This window comes from Sphingobium yanoikuyae (assembly GCF_013001025.1).
Lineage (GTDB): Bacteria > Pseudomonadota > Alphaproteobacteria > Sphingomonadales > Sphingomonadaceae > Sphingobium > Sphingobium yanoikuyae_A.
In genome coordinates, this window is record NZ_CP053022.1 from 301,795 (window position 1) to 321,462 (window position 19,668).

17 protein-coding genes and 1 pseudogene are annotated in these 19,668 nt (G+C 61.3%); 7 read left to right on the plus strand and 11 right to left on the minus strand.

Annotated elements, in window-relative coordinates; translation table 11 throughout:
• Positions 1-207: 207 nt before the first annotated feature.
• The 3 genes from HH800_RS26720 to HH800_RS26730 are packed head-to-tail and all read right to left on the minus strand — an operon-like array spanning position 208 to position 4,021.
• Complete coding sequence (locus HH800_RS26720) at positions 208-2,541, minus strand: xanthine dehydrogenase family protein molybdopterin-binding subunit (RefSeq protein WP_169863490.1); 2,334 nt, start codon at positions 2,539-2,541, stop codon at positions 208-210.
• Entirely contained in the window at positions 2,538-3,521 is a 984-nt protein-coding gene (locus tag HH800_RS26725; protein WP_037521882.1) for an FAD binding domain-containing protein, read from the minus strand. The genes HH800_RS26720 and HH800_RS26725 overlap by 4 nt, the downstream gene beginning before the upstream one ends.
• A complete protein-coding gene (locus HH800_RS26730) occupies positions 3,518-4,021 on the minus strand; it encodes a 2Fe-2S iron-sulfur cluster-binding protein (RefSeq protein ID WP_037521880.1) in 504 nt (167 codons plus the stop codon). The genes HH800_RS26725 and HH800_RS26730 overlap by 4 nt, the downstream gene beginning before the upstream one ends.
• Before the next feature lie 345 nt (positions 4,022-4,366).
• On the opposite strand from HH800_RS26730, the gene HH800_RS26735 reads away from it, so the two are divergent.
• Both HH800_RS26735 and HH800_RS26740 read left to right on the plus strand, forming a co-directional pair.
• Complete coding sequence (locus tag HH800_RS26735; RefSeq protein ID WP_017503630.1) at positions 4,367-5,197, plus strand: S1/P1 nuclease; 831 nt, start codon at positions 4,367-4,369, stop codon at positions 5,195-5,197.
• 1 nt (position 5,198) lies between these two features.
• Positions 5,199-5,399 (plus strand): DUF5818 domain-containing protein, encoded by a 201-nt coding sequence (locus HH800_RS26740; RefSeq protein ID WP_169863491.1) that lies wholly within the window; start codon positions 5,199-5,201, stop codon positions 5,397-5,399.
• Positions 5,400-5,423: 24 nt separating this feature from the next.
• On the opposite strand, the pseudogene HH800_RS26745 reads toward HH800_RS26740, so the two are convergent.
• A pseudogene (locus HH800_RS26745) lies at positions 5,424-5,924 on the minus strand (OB-fold nucleic acid binding domain-containing protein); the annotation flags it as partial.
• 17 nt (positions 5,925-5,941) lie between these two features.
• Here HH800_RS26745 and HH800_RS26750 point away from each other — a divergent pair.
• Both HH800_RS26750 and HH800_RS26755 read left to right on the plus strand, forming a co-directional pair.
• Positions 5,942-6,757 carry a LysR family transcriptional regulator gene (locus tag HH800_RS26750; RefSeq protein ID WP_037521879.1) on the plus strand — a complete coding sequence of 272 codons (816 nt, stop codon included), beginning with the start codon at positions 5,942-5,944 and terminating at the stop codon, positions 6,755-6,757.
• Positions 6,758-7,198: 441 nt separating this feature from the next.
• Positions 7,199-8,023 (plus strand): cation transporter, encoded by an 825-nt coding sequence (locus tag HH800_RS26755; protein ID WP_235682142.1) that lies wholly within the window; start codon positions 7,199-7,201, stop codon positions 8,021-8,023.
• Between the two features lie 34 nt (positions 8,024-8,057).
• Here HH800_RS26755 and HH800_RS26760 read toward each other — a convergent pair whose 3' ends face one another.
• Positions 8,058-9,005: a cation diffusion facilitator family transporter gene (locus HH800_RS26760; RefSeq protein ID WP_037521878.1), complete on the minus strand. Its 948-nt coding sequence runs from the start codon at positions 9,003-9,005 to the stop codon at positions 8,058-8,060.
• Between the two features lie 5 nt (positions 9,006-9,010).
• The gene (locus tag HH800_RS26765; RefSeq protein WP_017503606.1) at positions 9,011-9,619 is read right to left on the minus strand and encodes a flavodoxin family protein; all 609 of its coding nucleotides are present in this window, start codon (positions 9,617-9,619) and stop codon (positions 9,011-9,013) included.
• 327 nt (positions 9,620-9,946) lie between these two features.
• Here HH800_RS26765 and HH800_RS26770 point away from each other — a divergent pair, with 327 nt between their 5' ends.
• Genes HH800_RS26770 through ligD form a run of 3 tightly spaced genes read left to right on the plus strand, consistent with a single transcriptional unit; the run spans position 9,947 to position 13,817 of the window.
• On the plus strand, positions 9,947-10,831 hold the full coding sequence (locus HH800_RS26770) for a Ku protein (protein ID WP_017503605.1): 885 nt from the start codon (positions 9,947-9,949) through the stop codon (positions 10,829-10,831).
• On the plus strand, positions 10,831-11,307 hold the full coding sequence (locus HH800_RS26775; protein WP_026109714.1) for an MgtC/SapB family protein: 477 nt from the start codon (positions 10,831-10,833) through the stop codon (positions 11,305-11,307). The genes HH800_RS26770 and HH800_RS26775 overlap by 1 nt, the downstream gene beginning before the upstream one ends.
• Positions 11,304-13,817, plus strand: a complete 2,514-nt coding sequence (gene ligD, locus HH800_RS26780; protein ID WP_037521876.1) for a DNA ligase D — start codon at positions 11,304-11,306, stop codon at positions 13,815-13,817. The genes HH800_RS26775 and ligD overlap by 4 nt, the downstream gene beginning before the upstream one ends.
• 201 nt (positions 13,818-14,018) lie before the next feature.
• Here the strand turns inward: ligD and HH800_RS26785 are convergent, their stop codons facing one another.
• Genes HH800_RS26785 through HH800_RS26805 form a run of 5 tightly spaced genes read right to left on the minus strand, consistent with a single transcriptional unit; the run spans position 14,019 to position 19,510 of the window.
• Complete coding sequence (locus HH800_RS26785; RefSeq protein ID WP_037521875.1) at positions 14,019-15,059, minus strand: c-type cytochrome; 1,041 nt, start codon at positions 15,057-15,059, stop codon at positions 14,019-14,021.
• On the minus strand, positions 15,056-15,652 hold the full coding sequence (locus tag HH800_RS26790) for a cytochrome c oxidase assembly protein (RefSeq protein ID WP_037521874.1): 597 nt from the start codon (positions 15,650-15,652) through the stop codon (positions 15,056-15,058). The genes HH800_RS26785 and HH800_RS26790 overlap by 4 nt, the downstream gene beginning before the upstream one ends.
• The gene (locus HH800_RS26795) at positions 15,649-16,026 is read right to left on the minus strand and encodes a hypothetical protein (RefSeq protein WP_004209549.1); all 378 of its coding nucleotides are present in this window, start codon (positions 16,024-16,026) and stop codon (positions 15,649-15,651) included. The genes HH800_RS26790 and HH800_RS26795 overlap by 4 nt, the downstream gene beginning before the upstream one ends.
• Positions 16,023-18,545: a cbb3-type cytochrome c oxidase subunit I gene (locus tag HH800_RS26800; RefSeq protein WP_037521873.1), complete on the minus strand. Its 2,523-nt coding sequence runs from the start codon at positions 18,543-18,545 to the stop codon at positions 16,023-16,025. Before HH800_RS26800 ends, HH800_RS26795 begins: the two co-directional genes overlap by 4 nt.
• On the minus strand, positions 18,542-19,510 hold the full coding sequence (locus tag HH800_RS26805; protein WP_037521872.1) for a cytochrome c oxidase subunit II: 969 nt from the start codon (positions 19,508-19,510) through the stop codon (positions 18,542-18,544). Before HH800_RS26805 ends, HH800_RS26800 begins: the two co-directional genes overlap by 4 nt.
• Between the last annotated feature and the right edge of the window lie 158 nt (positions 19,511-19,668).

The following is a 19,668-nucleotide window of genomic DNA, read 5'->3' on the forward strand; positions in this document are numbered from 1 at the left end:
TTCGCCTATCGGGCGCATCCTTAACTCTGTCCAGCTCAATTTGGTTTCGCAATGCTGCCAGACACCGGGGATGGCATTGCACCTTGATCGAGATCAGTGATGGCGAGTTACTCCGGTCATAAATCCCCTGCGAGCCGATAATCCGGCCATCGACTGTGACTCAATTACCTTATCATAAAATCCAAGGCGATCTGACATACTCTTAACTTAGATTAATTTTTCGAGGGTGATCGGCAAATCGCGCACACGCCTTCCGGTCGCATTGTAGATTGCGTTGGCGACCGCAGCCCCCGTGCCGGTGATACCAATTTCGCCGACGCCCCGCGCGCCCATGGGTGTGTGGGGATCTGGAACGTCGGTCCAGATAACGTCGATTTCGGGAACGTCCATATGCACAGGCACATGATATTCGGCGAGGCTGGGGTTCATGATCCGTCCGCTCCGCTCGTCAAACTGTGCCTCTTCCATCAGCGCGAGGCCCAGGCCCATGATGATGCCGCCCCTGAACTGGCTCGCCGCGGTCTTAGGGTTGAGGATGCGGCCGCAGTCAAACGATCCCAGGAAGCGGGAGACGCGCGGTTCACCCGTAACCATGTTGACCCGCACTTCGCAGAACATGGCGCCATGACTGTGCATCGACCAGTGCATCGTCTCGAGCGGCATGGGCGGCTCGGCTTCGATCACTACGGCGTCGCGCTGGGCGCGCGACAGGATGGAAGCATAGCTTTCATACCGCGATGGATCTTCCAGGCTGGCAAGGCCGCCATCCCGGCTCCCCACCTCTGAATGTTTCAGGCCAGCGAGAGGGGAATCATTCCCGGCCAGCGCCAGTAGTTCCACAACCAGCTTGTTATAGGCCGCGATCACGGAGGCTCCGATTGATGCCGTCTGTTGCGACCCGCCTGCAAGGACCAGACCGGGCAGGGTAGAGTCGCCATAATTGAAGCGAATTTGCTCCATCGGCAGGCCAAGTCGCTCGGCTGCCACCTGCGTCTGGGCAGTGGCGGTACCCATGCCCATTTCATGGGCGGCGATGTCAATTATTGCCTGGCCGTCGCGAGACAGGGTGATACGGGCAGCACCGCCGGGCATGCGGTAATAGGGATAGGTCGCGGTGGCGCATCCCATGCCGACCAGCCATTCGCCTTCCTGCTGCATCCGGGGCATCGGGTTGCGCGCGCTCCAGCCGAAACGCTCGGCCCCGTCGCGCCATGCCTGGTCAATATGCCGGGCTGAAAAGGGCAGGCCGGATATCGGGTCCTTCTCCGGCTCGTTGCGCAAGCGCAGTTCAATCGGGTCGATGCCGAGCTTTTCTGCAAGTTCGTCCATCGCGCATTCAAGTGCAAAGGTGCCGACCGCCTCGCCGGGCGCGCGCATGAAGGTGTTGCTGGTCATGTCGATCTCGACATGCTGAACGTCCAGCAGGATATTCTCCGCGGCATAGGCGCTGCGCGTTGGAAGAATGAATGGCTCCGGCATGACATTGTGCGATGTCTTGGCCGTCACACCGCGATGAATGAGTGCGGTGAGCTTCCCCTGCGCGTCTGAGCCCAGGGCAACGCGCTGCTCGGTCGGCGAGCGACCACCCACGATGCGATAGACGCCTTCGCGCGACAGCATCAGTCGCACAGGTCGCTCGGCGAGTTTCGCCGCTGCCGCCGCGATGATCTGATGCTGCCACAATGTTTTGCTGCCGAAACCGCCGCCGACATAGGGCGAGGTGATGACCACCTTGTCGGCTGGCAAGTCGAACACCTGCCCCAGCGTCCAGGCCGAATGTGCGACGGCCTGCTGCGCATCATGGATGCGTAACATGTCACCCTGCCACGATAGCGTGACGGCATGAAGCTCGATGGGGTTATGATTGTGGCGCGGCGTCGAATAGGCCGCGTCGATCTTGACGGCGGCCTTTTCGAATGCCCCCTGCGCATCGCCCACCTCGTCATGCAGGGGCTGGCCCATGAACTGCGACTGGGTCGTCCCCTTGGCGATCGCCGCGTGGAAGTCGGTTTCCGCCGGCTCTGCTGCATATTTCACATCGACCAGGGCGGCGGCATGGTCTGCCTGCTCCTGCGTGTCAGCAAGCACGATGGCGATCGGCTGACCATTCCAGTAGATTTTCTCATCCTGCAGCACGGGAATGCTGTCGCCAGCTGCGGCCTTGGGATCACTCATGAACAAAGGCGCGGGCTTCAGCCTCGGGGCATTGCGGTAGGTCATCACGAGCACGACGCCGGGCGCTTTCTCCGCCGCTTGGACATCTAGCGAGGTGATCCGACCTTTCGCGATCTTGCTATAGACGATGGCGGCATAGACCATGTCCTCCAGAGGAAATTCTGCTGCAAAAAGGGCTGCGCCTGATACTTTGAGCGGGCCGTCGATGCGTGACACGGGCTTGCCGACATGGCCATGCTGGTGGCGGATGAGCGGATCAGGTTCGCCGCCCGGCATCCAGCTGTCGGGCGCAAGTGCCACGACCTTGGCCATCGCGCTCTGCATCAGGCCTTGCGCCAATGCCTTGCCGCTATCGATCAGGCTCATGCCATGTCCTCCATCAACTGCGTAAGCACCGCGATCATCGTCCGCCGCGCTAGCTCGACCTTGAAGCCGTTGTCGCGGAGCGGTCGGGCCTGGGCCAGTTCCTCCGACGCAGCCTTTGTGAAGGCATCTATCGTTGCGGGTGACCCACGCAAAAGCGCTTCCGCCTTGGCCGCGCGCCACGGCTTGTGGGCGACGCCACCGAGCGCTAGCCGGACGTCCCGCACATGCCCTTGTTCCACATCGAGCACAGCTGCGATCGAAACGAGCGCAAAAGCATAGCTCGCCCGATCGCGGACCTTGCGGTAGGTCGAGCGCGTGGTAGGTAAGGCTGCTGGCAGTTCGATGGCGGTGATGAGTTCGCCCGTATGCAAATTGGTGTCGATATCTGGGCGATCGCCGGGCAGGCGATGAACGTCAGCAAATGCGATTTGGCGTTCCCCGTTCGGCCCCAGCAGATAAACAATGGCATCGAGCGCAGCCAATGCCACGCACATGTCCGATGGATGGGTGGCGATACAATCATCGGACGCGCCAAGGATCGCATGATTTCTGGTGAATCCGCCAATCGCGTCGCACCCGCTTCCCGGGATGCGTTTGTTGCATTGTGCGCCATCCTGATCATAGAAATAGAGGCATCGGGTGCGCTGCAGGACGTTGCCGGCGACGGTCGCCATATTGCGGATTTGTGCGCTGGCGCCGGCGACGATCGCGCGTGAAAGAAGTGGGTATCGTTCGCGGATGGCACGATGTTCCGCCACCGCCGTGTTGCGCGCCGCGGCGCCGATCAGAATGCTGCCATCAGACTGTTCTACAATGTCCGTGCGCAGGCCTGTCACATCGATCAAGGCCGAGGGGCTCTCGATATTTTCCCGCATGAGATCGATGAGGTTGGTTCCTCCGCCAAGATAGCGGACCCCGCCGCCGGCCTGTCGAAGCGCCTCGTCGGCCGTGGTGGCGCGATGATAGGTAAAGGGGGTCATTGGGCGACCTCCGCAAAAGTCTCCAGGATTGCGTCAACAATGCCATTATGCGCGCCGCAGCGGCACAGATTGCCGCTCATCCGCTCGCGTACCTCGTCGCGCGTCATTGCGATGCTGCTGCCGAGCGCTTGCGTTACATGGCTGGGGACGCCGCGTTTCAACTCGGCGGCCATTCCGACTGCCGAACATATCTGTCCCGGTGTACAATAGCCGCATTGGAAGCCGTCATGCTCGACAAAGGCTTGCTGCAGAGAGTGCAGATTGTCGGCGCTGCCCAAGCCTTCGATTGTTGTAATCTCCTGCCCCTCATATTGAGCGGCGAGCGCGAGACAGGACAGGATCCGCTCCCCGTCCGCCAGCACGGTGCAGGCGCCACATGCGCCTTGATTGCAGCCTTTCTTCGATCCGGTGAGGCCCTGTTGCTCCCGCAGGAAGTCGAGGAGAGAAATGCGGGGATCCTCAGGACCCTCGACCACGGCGCCATTTATAAGGATGCTCATCCATCACTCCCCAAAGTCGGGTGCGTAAACATGGTAGAAATGCGCGGGTGGAGGTTTCGGGCCCATCATCTCCTTTTTCAAATGACGTTGTCGATCGGACTCGGGGCGGTGACGCTGGAAGCTACGGCCTGCGCGAGTGATGATCGATCCGGTCGCGCTGCCTTTCCGAAAGCAGAAACATGCGGCCGGACGCCCGGAATTCAAGGAGATGGCGCGCATAAGCTGAGACCCAGAATATTCCCAGTTTCGTCTGTCTGATCTGCCTATTTGGGGGGGCGTTGCCTTCAGACCCGATGATGCATCGAATCGCTGGATCGTGCGCGGCCAAGCGCTAATGGTGCGCTCATGCGTAGACTGATCCTGACCGCCGCTCTCTTCTCGATGACTTCGCCCGCTCTCGCCTGGGGACCGATCGGCCACCGGGTGACCGGCGCCATTGCCGATCGGAACCTAAGCGGCCTAGCCCGAGCCAATGTCCAGCTTCTCCTGGGCGAGGAGGATCTGGCACAGGCGGCAACCTGGCCCGACGACATGAAATCCGACCCCGCCGATTTCTGGCAGAAACAGGCCAACCCCTGGCATTATGTGACCGTCCGCGAGGGCGATGCCTATACGAACGTCGACGCGCCCGCCGAAGGTGACGCAATGACGGCCCTGACACGCTTTACGGCGACCCTTCGCAATCCCGCGGCGTCGATCGACGACAAGCGCCTTGCCCTGCGCTTCGTCGTCCATATCATCGGCGATCTTCACCAGCCGCTTCATGCCGGTGGCGGCAATGACCGGGGCGGCAACGACATGAAGGTGAGCTGGTTCGGCCGCTCGACCAATCTCCATTCGGTCTGGGACAGCGCTATGATCGAGCAGCGATCCTTATCCTATTCCGAACTTGCCGACTGGCTGGCGCGCGCGATCACGCCCGAGCAGGTCATAGCCTGGAATAATCGCGATCCGGGCACCTGGATCCGCGAAAGCATCGCGCTGCGCAAGACCATCTATCCCACCGACACGAACCTGTCCTGGGACTATGCCTATCAGCACCGTCTCGAGCTTGATGATCGGCTGAAGCGCGGCGGCATCCGTATCGCCGCCTATCTCAACTGGGTGTTCGAAAATTCTCAGGACCAGAACGGGGCCGAGGCCCGATCTCCGCGCAAGCCTGCAAGGCGCAAATGACATGCCACGCGGCACGCGGCACGAACTTGTCGACATGCTGCTTGGCGATGGTCCTTACCCCGTGCTGCGTGTCGCCGATGGAGGGGAATGGCGGCTCGATTGCACCAGATCCTGCCGGCATCTTCTTGGTCGACGAGTCCGGGTCGTAGGGACAAGGTCTGATTTCGACATGCTCGATGTCGAGCGGATCGAACCCACCTGAGCATTATCGGGGAGGCGCCGCCTCTCAGCGAAAATCTCGTGTCTTGACCTTGATGCCCTCTGTCGGCTGGCCCGGAATGATGCCCGAGCCCAGGCGCAGGTCGGGATCGTAAAGATCGCGGGGGCCGCGCCCGAGCGGCCTGTTCGCCGCATCGCGCGGATCGGGGGCCATGGCGCTTCTGACGATATCGGCGCGGCTGACCTGATAGATGCTGGCGACATCCGCCCGCTGCCCTACGCTGGCAAGGAGGGGCGAGAGGTCGTCGAGCCGCTGGGCGATGAGATGGATCACATCGCCCCCCTTCTGGACCTGACCGCGCACACCCATTATCGAGGCGCCCAGCACCACGCGCCGATGCTTCTCGAAGAGATTGGGCCAGACGACGAGATTGGCGACATCGGTCTCATCCTCAAGCGTGATGAACATGGTGCCCTTGGCGGAGCCTGGCTTCTGCCGCAGGAGAACGAGGCCGGCGAGATTGACCCATCGCCCGTCGCGAATATCCTTGAGCGCGGCGCAGGCAACCCGCGCTGACCGGTTCTGTGCAATTGCTTGAGCAGCGGTTTAATGTTCGCTTGTTCGATCGCGACCGTTCGGGCGTCCGGGTTACAGCGGAGGGGCAAGTGATGTTGGACGCGGCGGCCGCGCTGCTTGCCAATGCGGAGGATTTGGAGCGGCAATGGGACTGCACCGCCAAGGGACAATCGGGATTGGTGCGGTTCGGAGTGGCCCCCATGCCGCCGCGCGCCTTTTTGTCCGAGGCCTTGTTGGAGCGGCTCTCGACGGCGCCCGAAGTGCGCAACGATGTGATCGTGCGCAACGTTGATGCGCTGCTTCCGTTGCTGGTTGCAGGCGAAATCGAGTTCTTCATCGCCGCTGAGGGTCAGATTCCTGAGACCATTCCTGTCCGGGCAGAGGGCGTGGGGCGTTGCCCGCGCGGGCTGATTGTGCGACCTGGTCATCCGCTCCTGTCAGAAGATGCGCGGGAGGGCAGCTATCCTGTCCTCATTTCCGGCGGCATGGGATCGGCCCGCTTGGCGGATATGAGGGAACCGGGCGACGGCCCGCACCATATCGTAGAGGATTTCGGCACGCTGGTCCGGCTTACTGCCGCTACTGATGCGATCTGGCATTGTTCTGCCTTTGCGGTGGCGGAAGAGATCGAACTTGGATTGCTGTGTGAACTGCCCGAATCAATCTATATGGATCCGCCGGACTTCCGCATAATGGCTTATTCTCTCGAACGGCGTAGCCTATCGGCGCCGGCCAAGGCATTGCTTCATATCTTTCGTCGACAGATAGGGATTCTACTCCCTCGTCATCGGCCTGCCTCACCTCCGCAAATTCGGTTACCCTAGGATGCTGTGGCCCTGACAAATAATCGCTGGACGTCAATGACTTTACCTGCAGGAATTCATGTGAAAAGGCGGCGACGCGAGCGAATTCGGCTTCCAACGCTCCCCGCGAGATCAGCTTTCGGGCCCTAGTTCGGGCAGAGCCCATAATATCCGCGCGTGCTGACGCCATGCTTCCAATGTCACCGCTCTCTTCTGGAACCGGCTGTTTGCTGTGCAGCGTGGCGCCGGACAACAAAATGCCAAGTGGCAAATCGTTACGATGGTTCCCAATGGCAGTTTCGGCCCCGACCTCGCATGGCGGCATAGGAAGATACTTAGGCATCTGAGGGTGCAAGCTATGGAGGAACATCCTCGCGCTTCGCTGTTCGAAAGTCGCCATACGCGAAAATGGCTTGTTTGAGCTGGTCCGGAATTGCCAACGTTGCGCTAGAACGGCGCGATTTGCTCTGGACGCTCACGATCATCGTGACGATGGGGCTGGTGCTTGGTCAAAGCCAGACGATGAAGACCGCATGGATCGAGGACACGCTGGGGCTCGTCCCGCCTGTCATGTTCCTGATCGCCGCGCATATGGAACGCCACGCCCATCGCTCGCGCCGTTTTCCCTTCGGGTTCGAGCGCGTCAACGGTCTAGGATTTTTCGTCGCAGCGGTTGCGCTGACGGCAGTTGGCGCGCTTCTGCTCTACAATGCGCTGATGGCGCTTGGCGCGGCGGAACATGCAAGCGTCGGCTCGATCGCCATTCTGGGCCAGGATATCTGGCTAGGCTGGCTAATGATCGCCGCCCAGATCTATTCGCTGATCCCGCCACTCTTTATCGGCCGGAAGGAACTGCCGCTGGCGCAGGCGCTCAACGACAAACTGCTGCATACCGATGCGCTCATGAACAAGGCGAACTGGTTGACCGGGGCGGCCGGACTCGCGGGCATCATCGGTCTCGGGCTTGGCTGGTGGTGGGCCGACTCTGTGGCGGCCGCCATCATTTCGCTTGACGTCCTCAATGACGGGATCAAGGCGCTGCGATCGTCCACGGCCGAACTGGTCGATGGTGCGCCAAGGGCGCTTTCCAGCACGGATCTTTCGGACGATGCGCAAAATCTCTGTGATCGGCTCAAGGCGGAGTTTCCCGGTGGTACGATCCGCCTGCGTGAGACCGGTCGCCTCATCCGGGCCGAAGTCCATGACACGCCCCCCCCGCGCAATGCCGTCATCCGCGATATTACTGGCCAGAGGGCGAGGACAGAGCGTGGCGGCTGGCTCAGGTGAGCTTCATCCCGCCCGTAGAGCGCGAGGACCGGAACTAGACCGGTGGCTTCTGCTGCACGGCATCAGCCTGCTTTTCCGGTCGGATGTAGATGGAGGTCAGATCGGGCACGCAGGCCTTCATCTCGCGCTCAATCTCCTCGATCAGGCGCTCTGCGTCTCCCATCGGCAGATCATCGACGAAATCGGCACTGATCGCCACGAACACGGCATCGGGCGGGGTGTGGATCGTGCGGACATGATTGACCGCGCTGATCTGTGGTCGCTTGTTCAAAATGGCCGATAATGCCGAAATGATCGCCGGATCGGCGCTTTCGCCGATCAGCAGCCCCTTGGCTTCGCGCGCGAGCAAAATCGCAACCCCGGCCAGGATGAGACCGATGGCGATCGATGCGAAACCGTCGATCCGTGGGTCGGCATAATGATGGCTGGCCCAGACTCCGATGCCCGCAATGCCAAGGCCGATCAGCGCTGCGCTATCCTCGAACAGGACAATGAAACCGGCCGGATCCTTGGATCGGCGGATCGATTGCCACCAGCTGCTTGATCCCCTCTTGCCGTTGAACTCGCGCACCGCAATGGCCCAGCTCGTTCCTTCAAGCAGTATCGCGACCGCCAGCACCACATAATTGATCGTGGGATCGCGCAGCGGTTCAGGCTCGGCAATGTGCAGCCAGCCCTCGTAGATCGAGACGCCGGCGCCGACGGCAAAGATCAGGATGGCGACGACGAAAGCCCAGAAATAGAGTTCGCGGCCATAGCCGAAGGGGTGGGTGGCGTCGGCCGGGCGCCTGGCCTTTGCCTGGCCATAGAGCAGCAGGATCTGGTTGCCGCTGTCGACCAGCGAGTGGACCCCCTCGGTCAGCATGGACGAAGAGCCGCTGATCGCCGCCGCCACGAATTTGGCGATGGCGATCCCGACATTGGCCAAGAGGGCGCCATAGAGGACGATATTCTCGCGGAACCTGCGTGGCAGATCGGCCATGGGGCTCAACCGGGATAAGGGCTGGAGCGCAGCAGGCCGGCCAGATGCGCTGCATTGCCCACGACCATCTTTGCCGTCTTCGTCACCATCTCCGGCGTCTCGTCAAGATCCTTGAAATCGACCGACCCCATCGCTTCGCCGACCCAATAGCAGGCGGCAACAGCGGGGATGGTCCAGCCCACATCGTTCAATGCCTGGAACAATTGGGCGCTGGCAAAATGAGCGCCATCCTCATTGCCCACGATCGCCGCGACGACAACCTTGCCATAGCTTGGCATCCGGCCCTCATCATCGGTCTCGGAGAGAAAGGCATCCATCCGCTCCAGCACCCGTTTGGCGATGCTGCTGATCTGCCCCATCCAGATCGGTCCGCCAAAGATCAGAATGTCGTGCGCGAGGATCTTCTCGCGCAGACCCGGCCAGGCATCGCCATCCCCTTCGTTGGAGGTGACGCCTGGCTTAATGTCGAGAGCTGCAACCCGGACCGTCTCGCTGACTGTCACATCATATTGACTGAAGGCTTCCGCCAGCACGGCGATCATCGCGTCGGTCGAGCTCTCCTCGCTACCGTCCGCCTTAAGCGTGCAGTTGAGCGCCAAGGCCTTGAGCGACATAGTTCTATCTCCTTAAGGGGCTAGGGTCAGCTCTGGAAATTGTAGAACGCGCCCATCCGTCCTTCGCGGAAAGAACACCTGTACGCGTAATGGGTTCTTTTGCTCAAAGGAGAATTGGCTGAGCGATGCCGGTTTTGTGATACTTCCGTCTGCGCGGAGGCCAGCGACAAGTCTGGTAGGGGCCGGGACCAGATGGTAGCGCCATGGAGATGAGCGATTTGCCATGCCAACCCATTGAAATGGCAAAGCTGGGCAGTCGGCTTTCATATGGAGGGGCGATCACGGAACCAACTCGCAGATTGCACGCTCTCATCGCGGAGGTCGCACATGGCTGCACGCGCATATTGGCAGGGCCAGTTAAAGCTGGCATTGGTGTCCATCCCGGTCGAAGTCTACCCCGCAACCAAATCCGGCGCGGCGGTCAGCTTTCGTCAGATTCACGAGCCCACCGGCAAACCCATCCGCTATGAAAAGGTCGTGAACGGCGTGGGGCCCGTCGATCGAGATGAGATCCTCAAGGGGTTCGAGCTTTCTAAAGGCAATTACGTGCTGCTCGAACAGGAGGAAATCGAAGCGGTCAAGATTGAGAGCCGCAAGACCCTCGACCTTGTCCAGTTCGTCGAGGCAGATGCGATCGACGTACTGTATTATGAAAAACCCTATTTCGTCATACCCGCCGATGACCTCGCAGAAGAGGCCTATGCCGTGCTGCGGGATGCGCTGCGAAAGGCAAAGAAGGTCGGGCTTGGCCAATTGTCGGTCCGCGGTCGGGAACAGCTGGTATCGATCAAACCCTGTGGGCGGGGGCTGGTCATGGAAGTTCTGCGCTATGCAGACGAAGTCACTAAGGCCCAGACATATTTCCGAGGTTTGCCTGCCGATACGGCGGATGACGATATGCTCGACCTTGCTACCAGCATTATCGACAAACGAACAGCGCCCTTCAGGCCGGAAGAGTTTCACGATCGCTACGTCGATGCGCTCCATCGCCTGATCGAAAAGAAGAAAAAGGCCAAGGGGAAGCGGATAATCGAAGAGGTGGACGAGGAGCCAGCACGCAAGGGCGGCAATGTCATCGATCTGATGGCGGCGCTCAAGAAATCAGCAGGGGAAACGGCTCGTACCACAGCGAAGAAGAAGAGCCCGAAAAGCGGTTCGGCGACGGACGCTGGCAACCGACGTGCGACTGCAACCAAGCGCAAAAGCGCATGATGACGCTGAATCCGGATACCCCGCTCCACCTTATCGACGGGCCGGTCATGCTGCGCCTGAGCATTGCTGCTCTACTCGGCCTGCTCTTGGGGCTCGACCGACAGATACGCGGCCATGCAGCGGGGCTACGCACCCATGGGCTCATCTGCTTCACCAGCGCTCTCATGACTGTCTGCGCAATTGCGCTGCACAATCAGTTGCAAGGCGAGGGGAATATCGATCCCTTGCGGGTATTCGAAGCTTCGGCCGCATTTTCGGGCATCATAGCGACTGGTCTCATCATATTCAGCAAAGGTGAAATCAAGAATCTGACCACGGCAGCCCATATATGGCTGGCGTCGATGATCGGAATCGCTTGCGGCGCTGCTCTCTGGCCATTGGTGGCCAGTGCCACTCTCGTCGCGATCCTCATGCTCAGCCTGCTCGGATTCGTGGAACGGCGCTGGCTCGCGTCCGAGGAGCGACAGGGCAAATGAGCCGGAACAATCCCCTTGCCTCCTATAATGCCAAACGGGATTTCAATCGCACCAGCGAACCTGCAGGCAAGATAGCAAAGAAAGGCGGCAACAGTTTCATTGTCCAGAAACATGCCGCCACAAGACTGCACTGGGACTTCAGGCTGGAAGTCGATGGCGTGCTCAAGAGCTGGGCCGTCACCAAGGGGCCGAGCCTGGATCCCGATGACAAGCGGCTTGCTGTCCGCACCGAGGATCATCCTCTGAGCTATGGTAGTTTCGAAGGTAATATCCCCAAGGGCGAATATGGGGGCGGCACTGTGATGCTCTGGGACCGCGGTTGGTGGGAACCGATCGCGGGAAAGAGCGCGAAAAATATAGAGGATGGTCATCTCCATTTCATACTGCATGGCGAACGGATGAAGGGGGAATGGCTGTTGGTGCGGATGAAGGGGCGCGCGGGCGAAAAGCGCGAGAATTGGTTGCTCCGCAAGATCGATGATGGCGAGGCCCGCCGGAATGGCGATCTGGTCGAGCGCGCGCTGACAAGTGTTCTGACTGACCGCTCCATGGCGCAAATCGCGGGGGACATCGCCGGCACGCAATCGTTGAAAGGTGCAAATGGCAAGACATTCGCGGACAGGATGCAGGCAGCCAACGCGCATAATGCTAGGATCGGCAAGACGAAGGGGAGGGCGAAAGCCAGAACGGAGGCTATGCCGCGCTTCATCAAGCCGCAGCTTGCAACATTGGTCGACAATGTACCGGTTGGCAATGAATGGATGCACGAGATCAAATATGACGGATATCGCGCGCTCGTTGCAGTCAGTGGCGAAGCGATAAAAATATATACGCGTAGCGGCTTGGACTGGACGGACAAATTTAGTCCTCTGGCCGGTGCCATAAAAGCGCTCGACCTCCCGCCTGCGTTGATCGACGGCGAGATCATCGCCTTTGACGCTGACGGCAATCCGAGTTTTTCGGCGCTGCAGGCGGTGTTGAAACGGGGCCATGGCGCGGAGCGAGCCGACACGCCGTTCCATTTCTTCGCTTTTGATCTTCTTTCCCTTGATGGCATGGATTTGAAGTCTCTCCCCGCAATCGAGCGAAAAGAGCGGCTCGAGGCCTTATTGGCGGATGCAGAACAACCGATCCACGTTGCCGATCACCTGATCGGCTCGGGCGAGAAGCTCTACCGATCGCTTTGTCAGGCCGGGCAGGAAGGCATTATCGCAAAGCGCGTCGATGCGCCCTATCGCAGCGGACGGACACGCGCCTGGGTGAAGGTCAAATGCACCCGTCGCCAGGAATTCGTGATCGTCGGCTGGACCCGTAGCAAGGCGAAGGGGCGTGCCTTCTCGTCCCTGCTACTGGGCCAGCATGAAGGCAGTGAACTGGTCTATAAGGGAAAGGTCGGCACTGGGTTCGACGCTGCCACAATGACCGACCTAGCCGAGGCGATGGGTCCGATTTCGACCGGCACGCCGCAGGTCATCATTTCCGCCCGTGAAGCGCGCGACGTCCAATGGGTCGAACCCCGGCTCGTTGCGGAAGTCAGTTTTGCCGAGTTCACCGGTGAAGGGCGCGTGCGACATGGCAGCTTTCTGGGGCTACGAAGCGACAAGTTAGCAAAGACGGTCAAGCCCGAAAAAGCGGCCCCGACGCCTCCTTCGGCCACGGTCATCAAGATCAGCAATCGCGCGCGCGTGATTTTCCCGGAGAGCGGGCAGACCAAAGGGGTGTTGGCCGATTATTACGCCCGGATCGCCCCGCTGATGCTCTCTTTTGCTGCCAACCGGCCGATCAGTCTTGTTCGATGCCCACAGGGCCGCGCGAAGAAGTGTTTTTTCCAGAAACATGACAGCGGCGCCTTTGGCGACCATGTCCGCCATGTCGCGATCCGCGAGAAAAACGGCGGCTCAGAAGACTATCTCTATGTCGACGATACCGATGGCCTGATCGCCTGCGTCCAGATGGGCACGATTGAATTTCACGGCTGGGCGAGCCGTGCCGATGCAGTCGAGAAGCCTGATCGCATGATCTTCGATCTCGATCCCGACGAGGGCATGGATTTTGCCCAGGTTAGTCAAGCAGCAAAGGATATTCGCGATCATCTACGCGAAATCGGTCTGATCTCCTTCGCCATGCTGTCGGGGGGGAAGGGGGTCCATGTCGTCGTCCCCCTCAGCCCCACCCACGACTGGGACGCACATAAGGATTTCGCCGCCCGGTTCGCCCAGGCCTTGAGCGCGGCAGAACCCGATCGCTTCGTTGCCACGATGAGCAAGGCCAAGCGCAAGGATCGCATATTCATCGACTGGCTGCGCAATCAGCGCGGCAGCACCGCCATCCTGCCCTACTCAGCGCGCGCGCGCGCCGGCGCGCCCGTAGCCATACCGGTCGACTGGAACGAATTGAACGATTTGCAGGACGCCCATCCCTTCGACATTGGAGATGTCGAAATGTTGTGGGAGCGCGCAAGCAAGCTTAAAGGCTGGGGCTTCGCTGCGCAGGCCCTACCGGACCTATGAGCCGCTTCAGGCACCATGGAGCCCGCTATGCGTTGATGGGACAAGATCAGCACGAAAGGATCAAAATGCCCCATCACAAGGAACGTCCTGCCCGCAAGGCCACCAGTCGTCTTGCTCTCTACCTCGTCTTCGCATTCATCGTTGCAGCCATCCTGGCTTTCATCTGGGTCAACATGCACGCCTGACCGGACGATAGCCCCCTTAGTCCGACCCAGGTTGCGCCACCGTCCGCGCCAGTTCATCGATCTGATCGACCGGGATACGTCTTGCTATCATCGCCATGGTATCGGGCGGCAGGCGCGCGTCGATGACATTGTCATCTTGCTGCCAAAGCCGCAGGCGCGCAGCGAGATAGCCTGGCTTCTGCCCGGCAAGAATGGGCGCCGCCTTGCCAGCCGCATGACAATTGCTGCAGGCCGGGAGGGGCTGGCCAAAACGATCCAGTCGCGGAGAACTGGGCGAGGTCGCGTTATTCTTGAGCCCGGGCATCGCGGAAAAATAGCTCGCGAGCCTCGTCATGTCCTCGCGCCCGGTCGTTGCCAGCGCCGTCTGCATGACCGCACTGCTGCGCTTCCCCGAGACATACTGGCGCATGCTGGCGAACAGATAGGACGCGCTCTGCCCAGCCAGGACCGGAATATCGGATTGCTCCCTCCCCCGACCATCGACGCCATGGCAGCTTGTGCATGCCGACAAGGTTGCCGGAGCAACGCCGGGCAGGCGTCGCTCCTCGCCAGCCTGAGTCAGTGCTTGATATTGCGCCGCCGTCATCTGTGGCAAGCGCCGGACGAAAGCGGTCATCCGCCTCACCTCATCCGGTCGATCAGCCGCCGCCCAGGCCGGCATGCCGGTGAATTTGACGCCATGCCGGATGATCCAGAATAATTCGCGATCCCGCCATTCCCCCGCCGTCCGGGCAAGATCAGGCGCCGGCGGGGTTGCCTGCTGCATCACGGGTGATGGACGCACACCCGGTGCGCCATGACAGACTTGGCAGGCCTGACGAAAATGCCCTGCTGCACTGACCAGGCCCTCATCGTCGAGCGGGTCGGGCGGTGCGTCCAGCCAGGCATAAGTCCGCACGGAATTGCGCATCGTCCAGTGAAGGAACCAGTCGGTGATACGCCAATGGCCCGACGACGCGGAAATCTGCATGGCCCCGGACCAGGCGAACAGCATGCCCAGAATCCCAAGTCCGAGCAACGCGACGATAGCGCGCTTCAAGCTGATGCGAAGGATCATGCCGCCCCCCTCTGGCGAAGGAGGCTCGCCAACAGGACAAGACCACCGATGAAATAGCTGGCCCCGCCAACCAGCAGCATGAGGACACCGCCCAGTTGCTGGTCGATCAACGGGTCGATGCCGGCCAGATGATGATGATCCGCCGCCGCGTAGAGAGGCCGTGGCGCCAGGCCGATCAGGACACCAAGCAGGGTCATGTGCATCGATGTCAGCAACAGGGCACCAATGCCAGCGGCCCGATGATCGGCGCGGAGCACCGATGACCAGAGCAGCAGACCTGCTCCAAGGAAACTGACCTGCTCGAGCCCCAGCATTGGCAAGGACGTCATTGTCGCCGCACGAAGGGCCGGCAGGTGCCAGAGCCAGACCGTGACAAGTTCCACCAGCATCATCGCCATAGGGGTTATGAGGCCTGGCCAGAGACACGCAGGATCAAACCGCCCTTGCGACAGGCCAAGGGCAAGAAAAGGCGCTGCAATCGCGACGGCAATCATATGGCCTGCCATATGGCCAGTCATGCCAAGCGGCAGCACAGCCAGGATCCCCCCCGTCGGGACCAGCGCGAGGCCGGTGGCAAGTGCGGCACGTTTCATCGGCAGTCCCGCAGGAAGATGACCGGAAGCGCCGTGAACAGCACCCCGACGAAGCTCAGCCCTGCCAGGAGCAAGGTCGACTTGGCCAGGAAACGGAGCCGGTCGATCCGGGTCGAATCCTCATGGGGCGGCGGATTGCCCGGCAGGCGTGCCTGCGCCCAGGCGATCCATCCCGAAAGCCCGATCATCAGCAGCGCAAGCATCGTGCCGATGACGAACAGCAGCGGAAAACTGGCAAAGCGCCCGGCCTTGGCACAGGAAATGGCCGCCCAAAGATAGGATGCCAGGAAATGCCCGGCCCAGATGGCTGGCGGCACGATCAGCGTCCAGAGCGTGACCTTGAGCCGCTCATGCCATTTGCCTCGCTCGCTCATGTGACCTGCGGGAACAGGCCGATCGTCGCATAGGTGACGATCGCGGTCAGCGCATAGAAATGCATATAGACGGTGACGTTGCGCAGGTCCGCGTCATGCACCGGGTCCATGCGCCCGGCGAGACTGCGCGCCAGTGCATAGCCCTGCATGATGGCGGCAACGCCCGCATGGGCCGCGGCCCAGATGGCGAGCGTCCACACGATTGCAGGATAGCTGTGCGCCTGCGGGTCCATGCCATGCGTCCAGGGGCCGGCAAGCCCTGCCCCGATCCCGGCAAGGCCGAGTAGCAGCGCGACCATGAGGCAGAGCCGTGCCATGCCGACATGCTTGCGGACATGCACCTCGCGCGCGCCAAGCGTCAGCAGCCAGCTTGCGATGCCCAAGAACAATGCGAGCATGGGCCAGGCCATGCCGGGCCCGTCCGCCAGAGCCACCGGCGGGAAATCCGCATGGCGGGTCCAGAAGAAGAAATAGCCGAAGACGAGCCCGGAAAAAGCCGTCGCATCGGCCATCATCGTGATGAACATCGCCCACCAGCCTGGCGCCGATGGCCCGGACAGATACAGCGGCAGCTCAAGGCCGTGACCGATCGGCTTGCAGGGTTTTTCGGGAATTTCGGCCGTCCCGGTCCAGAGCCACCACAGCGCCATAGCGAGTGTGGCAACACCACTGACGAGCGCAGCCCAGTAGAGATGATAGGTGGTGAGGATGAAGACCCCGCCGAGCGCGACCGCCGTCAGCATGGGCTTGATGCTCGGGGTTCCCAGGCGGATCACTGCCAGTGGCCGGGCATCAAGGACGCTCGTGACGATCGTCTCGCGTCGCCCTTCCTCTGCATCGGGCAGGAAGAAGCGGCCCTCATCTACCTTGCGCACGAAATCTGTCTGGTCCCAGATCGGATAGCGGCTCTCGATCAATGGCACCGACCTTATGCCCCAATCCTCGTCCTCGGGATGGGCGAGCCACTCCAGCGTGCCCGCATTCCAAGGATTGCGGACGGCCCGAACACGGCGCGGCGAGAGGCTAAGATCGACGCATATTACCGCCACCCCCGCGGCAAACAGCCAGGCGCCCAGGGTGGAAGCCATATTGAGCCCGCCCAGCCCCAGTTCGGCCGGATAGGTAAAGACGCGGCGCGGCATGCCCATCAGCCCGGACAGATGCATCGGGAAGAAGGTCAGGTTGGCACCGACAAACAGCATCCAGAAAGCGACCCGGCCAAGCCGGTCGGACAGTTTCTTGCCCGTCACCAAAGGCCAATAATAATAGAGGCCGGCAAAAAGCGGCATCAGCGTACCACCGATCAGCACATAATGGAGATGGGCGACGATGAAATAGCTGTCATGCGCCTGCCAGTCGAACGGTGCGACTGCCACCATCACGCCGGTAAGACCACCAATCACGAAAATGGCGAGGCTGCCGGTCGCATAGAGAAGGGGTGTGGACCAGGTGACCCGCCCTGCCCATAGCGTTGCGATGAACACGAAGATCTGGACGCCGGTCGGAATGGCCACGGCTTCGGAGGCAGCCGAGAAGAAGGCGAGGCTGATCTTCGGCAACCCGGTGGTGAACATGTGGTGGACCCACAGGCCGAAGGACAGGAATGCGGTGCCCACGGCCGCCAGCACGATCCACGGATAGCCCAGCAGATGGCGGTTGGCGAAGGTCGGCACCAGCATCGCGAACAGCGCGATCGAGGGCAGGAATATGATGTAGACTTCGGGATGACCGAAGATCCAGAACAGATGCTGCCACAGGAGCGGATCCCCGCCCCGGCGCGCATCGAAGAAGGGCCAGTCGAGCAGCCGTTCCATTTCGAACAATATGTCGCCGGCGATGAGCGGCGGAAAGGCAAAGAGGATCATCACCGCCACGACCAGTATGTACCAGGCATATAGCGGCATGAGATTGAGCCGCATGCCCGGCGGTCGACATTTGAGCACGCCGACGATCAGTTCGACTGCGGCGGCGACCGACGACACCTCGATGAAGGAAAGACCGAGCATCCAGATATCGGCTCCGAGCCCCGACAGGTCTGTGCGGGTGGTCAGCGGAGGATACATGAACCAGCCGCCGTCAGGGGCGGCATTGAAGAAGATCGATCCCCCGACGAACAGCCCGCCGATCAGGAAGGACCAGTAGCCAAAGGCCGACAGGCGGGGAAATGGCAGGTCGCGCGCGCCCAGCAATTGCGGCAGCAGGATGATCGACACTGCCTCGAACATCGGCACGGCGAAGAGAAACATCATCATCGAGCCGTGCAGGGTGAAGAGCTGGTTGAAGGTACCAGGCCCAACCAGATCATTGTCGGGCACGGCAAGCTGGGTGCGCATGATGAGCGCGAGCACGCCGGCAAAGAGCATGAAGCCAAAGGCGGTCAGCACATACCAGACGCCGACGCGATTATTGTTGCAGTCGGTCCAGCGCAGGAAGATCCCCCTGGGCGGCGCCCACACCGCGCGCAGCCTTTCTTCCTGCGCCGCGCGGAGCGCCGGGTCATCCTGATCGTGGAGGCTCATTTCAGCCCCTCGAGATAATGGGCAATGGCAATGGCCTCCTGCTCGGACAGCTGGGGATAGGCGGGCATGCGCGCGCCTGGCTTTGCGATCTGGGGCGCACGGATGAAGGCCGCGATATTGGCGGTGGTCGGTGGCAATATCCCGGCCCCCAGCGTCCGCCTCTGTCCAAAACGGCTAAGGTCAGGCCCGATTGCCGCATCATGCGCGGTTCCCCGGATGGCATGGCAGGCGCCGCAGCCATGCGCATCGAAGAGGGACTGGCCCCTCGATGAACCCAGGCCCCTGCCGGCCCCGCGCGCGTCCGCCAGCCATGCGTCGAAATCCGCTGGGTTCATGGCAATCACGTCGAAGGCCATCAGCGCGTGCGACAGGCCGCAAAACTCCGCGCAAACGCCCCGGAAGCGGCCGGCCTTTTCGGCGCGCACGACCAGCCTGTTGGTCCGTCCGGGGATCATGTCCATCTTGCCGGCAAGACCGGGAATCCAGAAACTGTGGATCACGTCCTGCGCGCCGAGTTCAAGGATCACCGTCCGCCCCACGGGAAGGCGGATCTCATTGGCAGAAACAAGTCCAGGCCCTGCGCGTGATGCCCCATAGGCGACCCGCCACCAGAATTGCTCGCCCTCGACCCGAATGGTGAGGTCGCCAGGCGCCGTGTCGCGCGGGCGCATGGCAGGCAAAGCACAGAGCAGCAGCGCGCCAAGGATCAGGGCCGGGCCGATGGCGCCCAGCCACAAGATGATCCGCATGCCGCCATGATGGCTGAGCGCCCCTTCCGGAGCGCGAAGCGCGCGAACATAGATGAGGATCATGATCGAAAGGATGATCGCCGCACCGATGGTCAACAGGATCGCCATCTCGCGCACCTGCCGCGCTTCGGCGCCGAAGACATGGAGGGCCGACTGCTGCGCATTGCAGGCGCCAAGGCCGCGCAGCGAAATGGTCCAGAGCCATGGATTGCGCATTGCGCCCGCGTCACCCCTTTCGCGCCGCATCCGGTGTGCAGCGTCTTTAATGCCAACACGCGAAGCGGCATCCGGTTCAAACATTTCTGTTTCGTAACAAGTGGATGAATTGCCGGTGTCGGCGAAACCAAAAGCCATCCGGCGCATTGGCGAGGGAT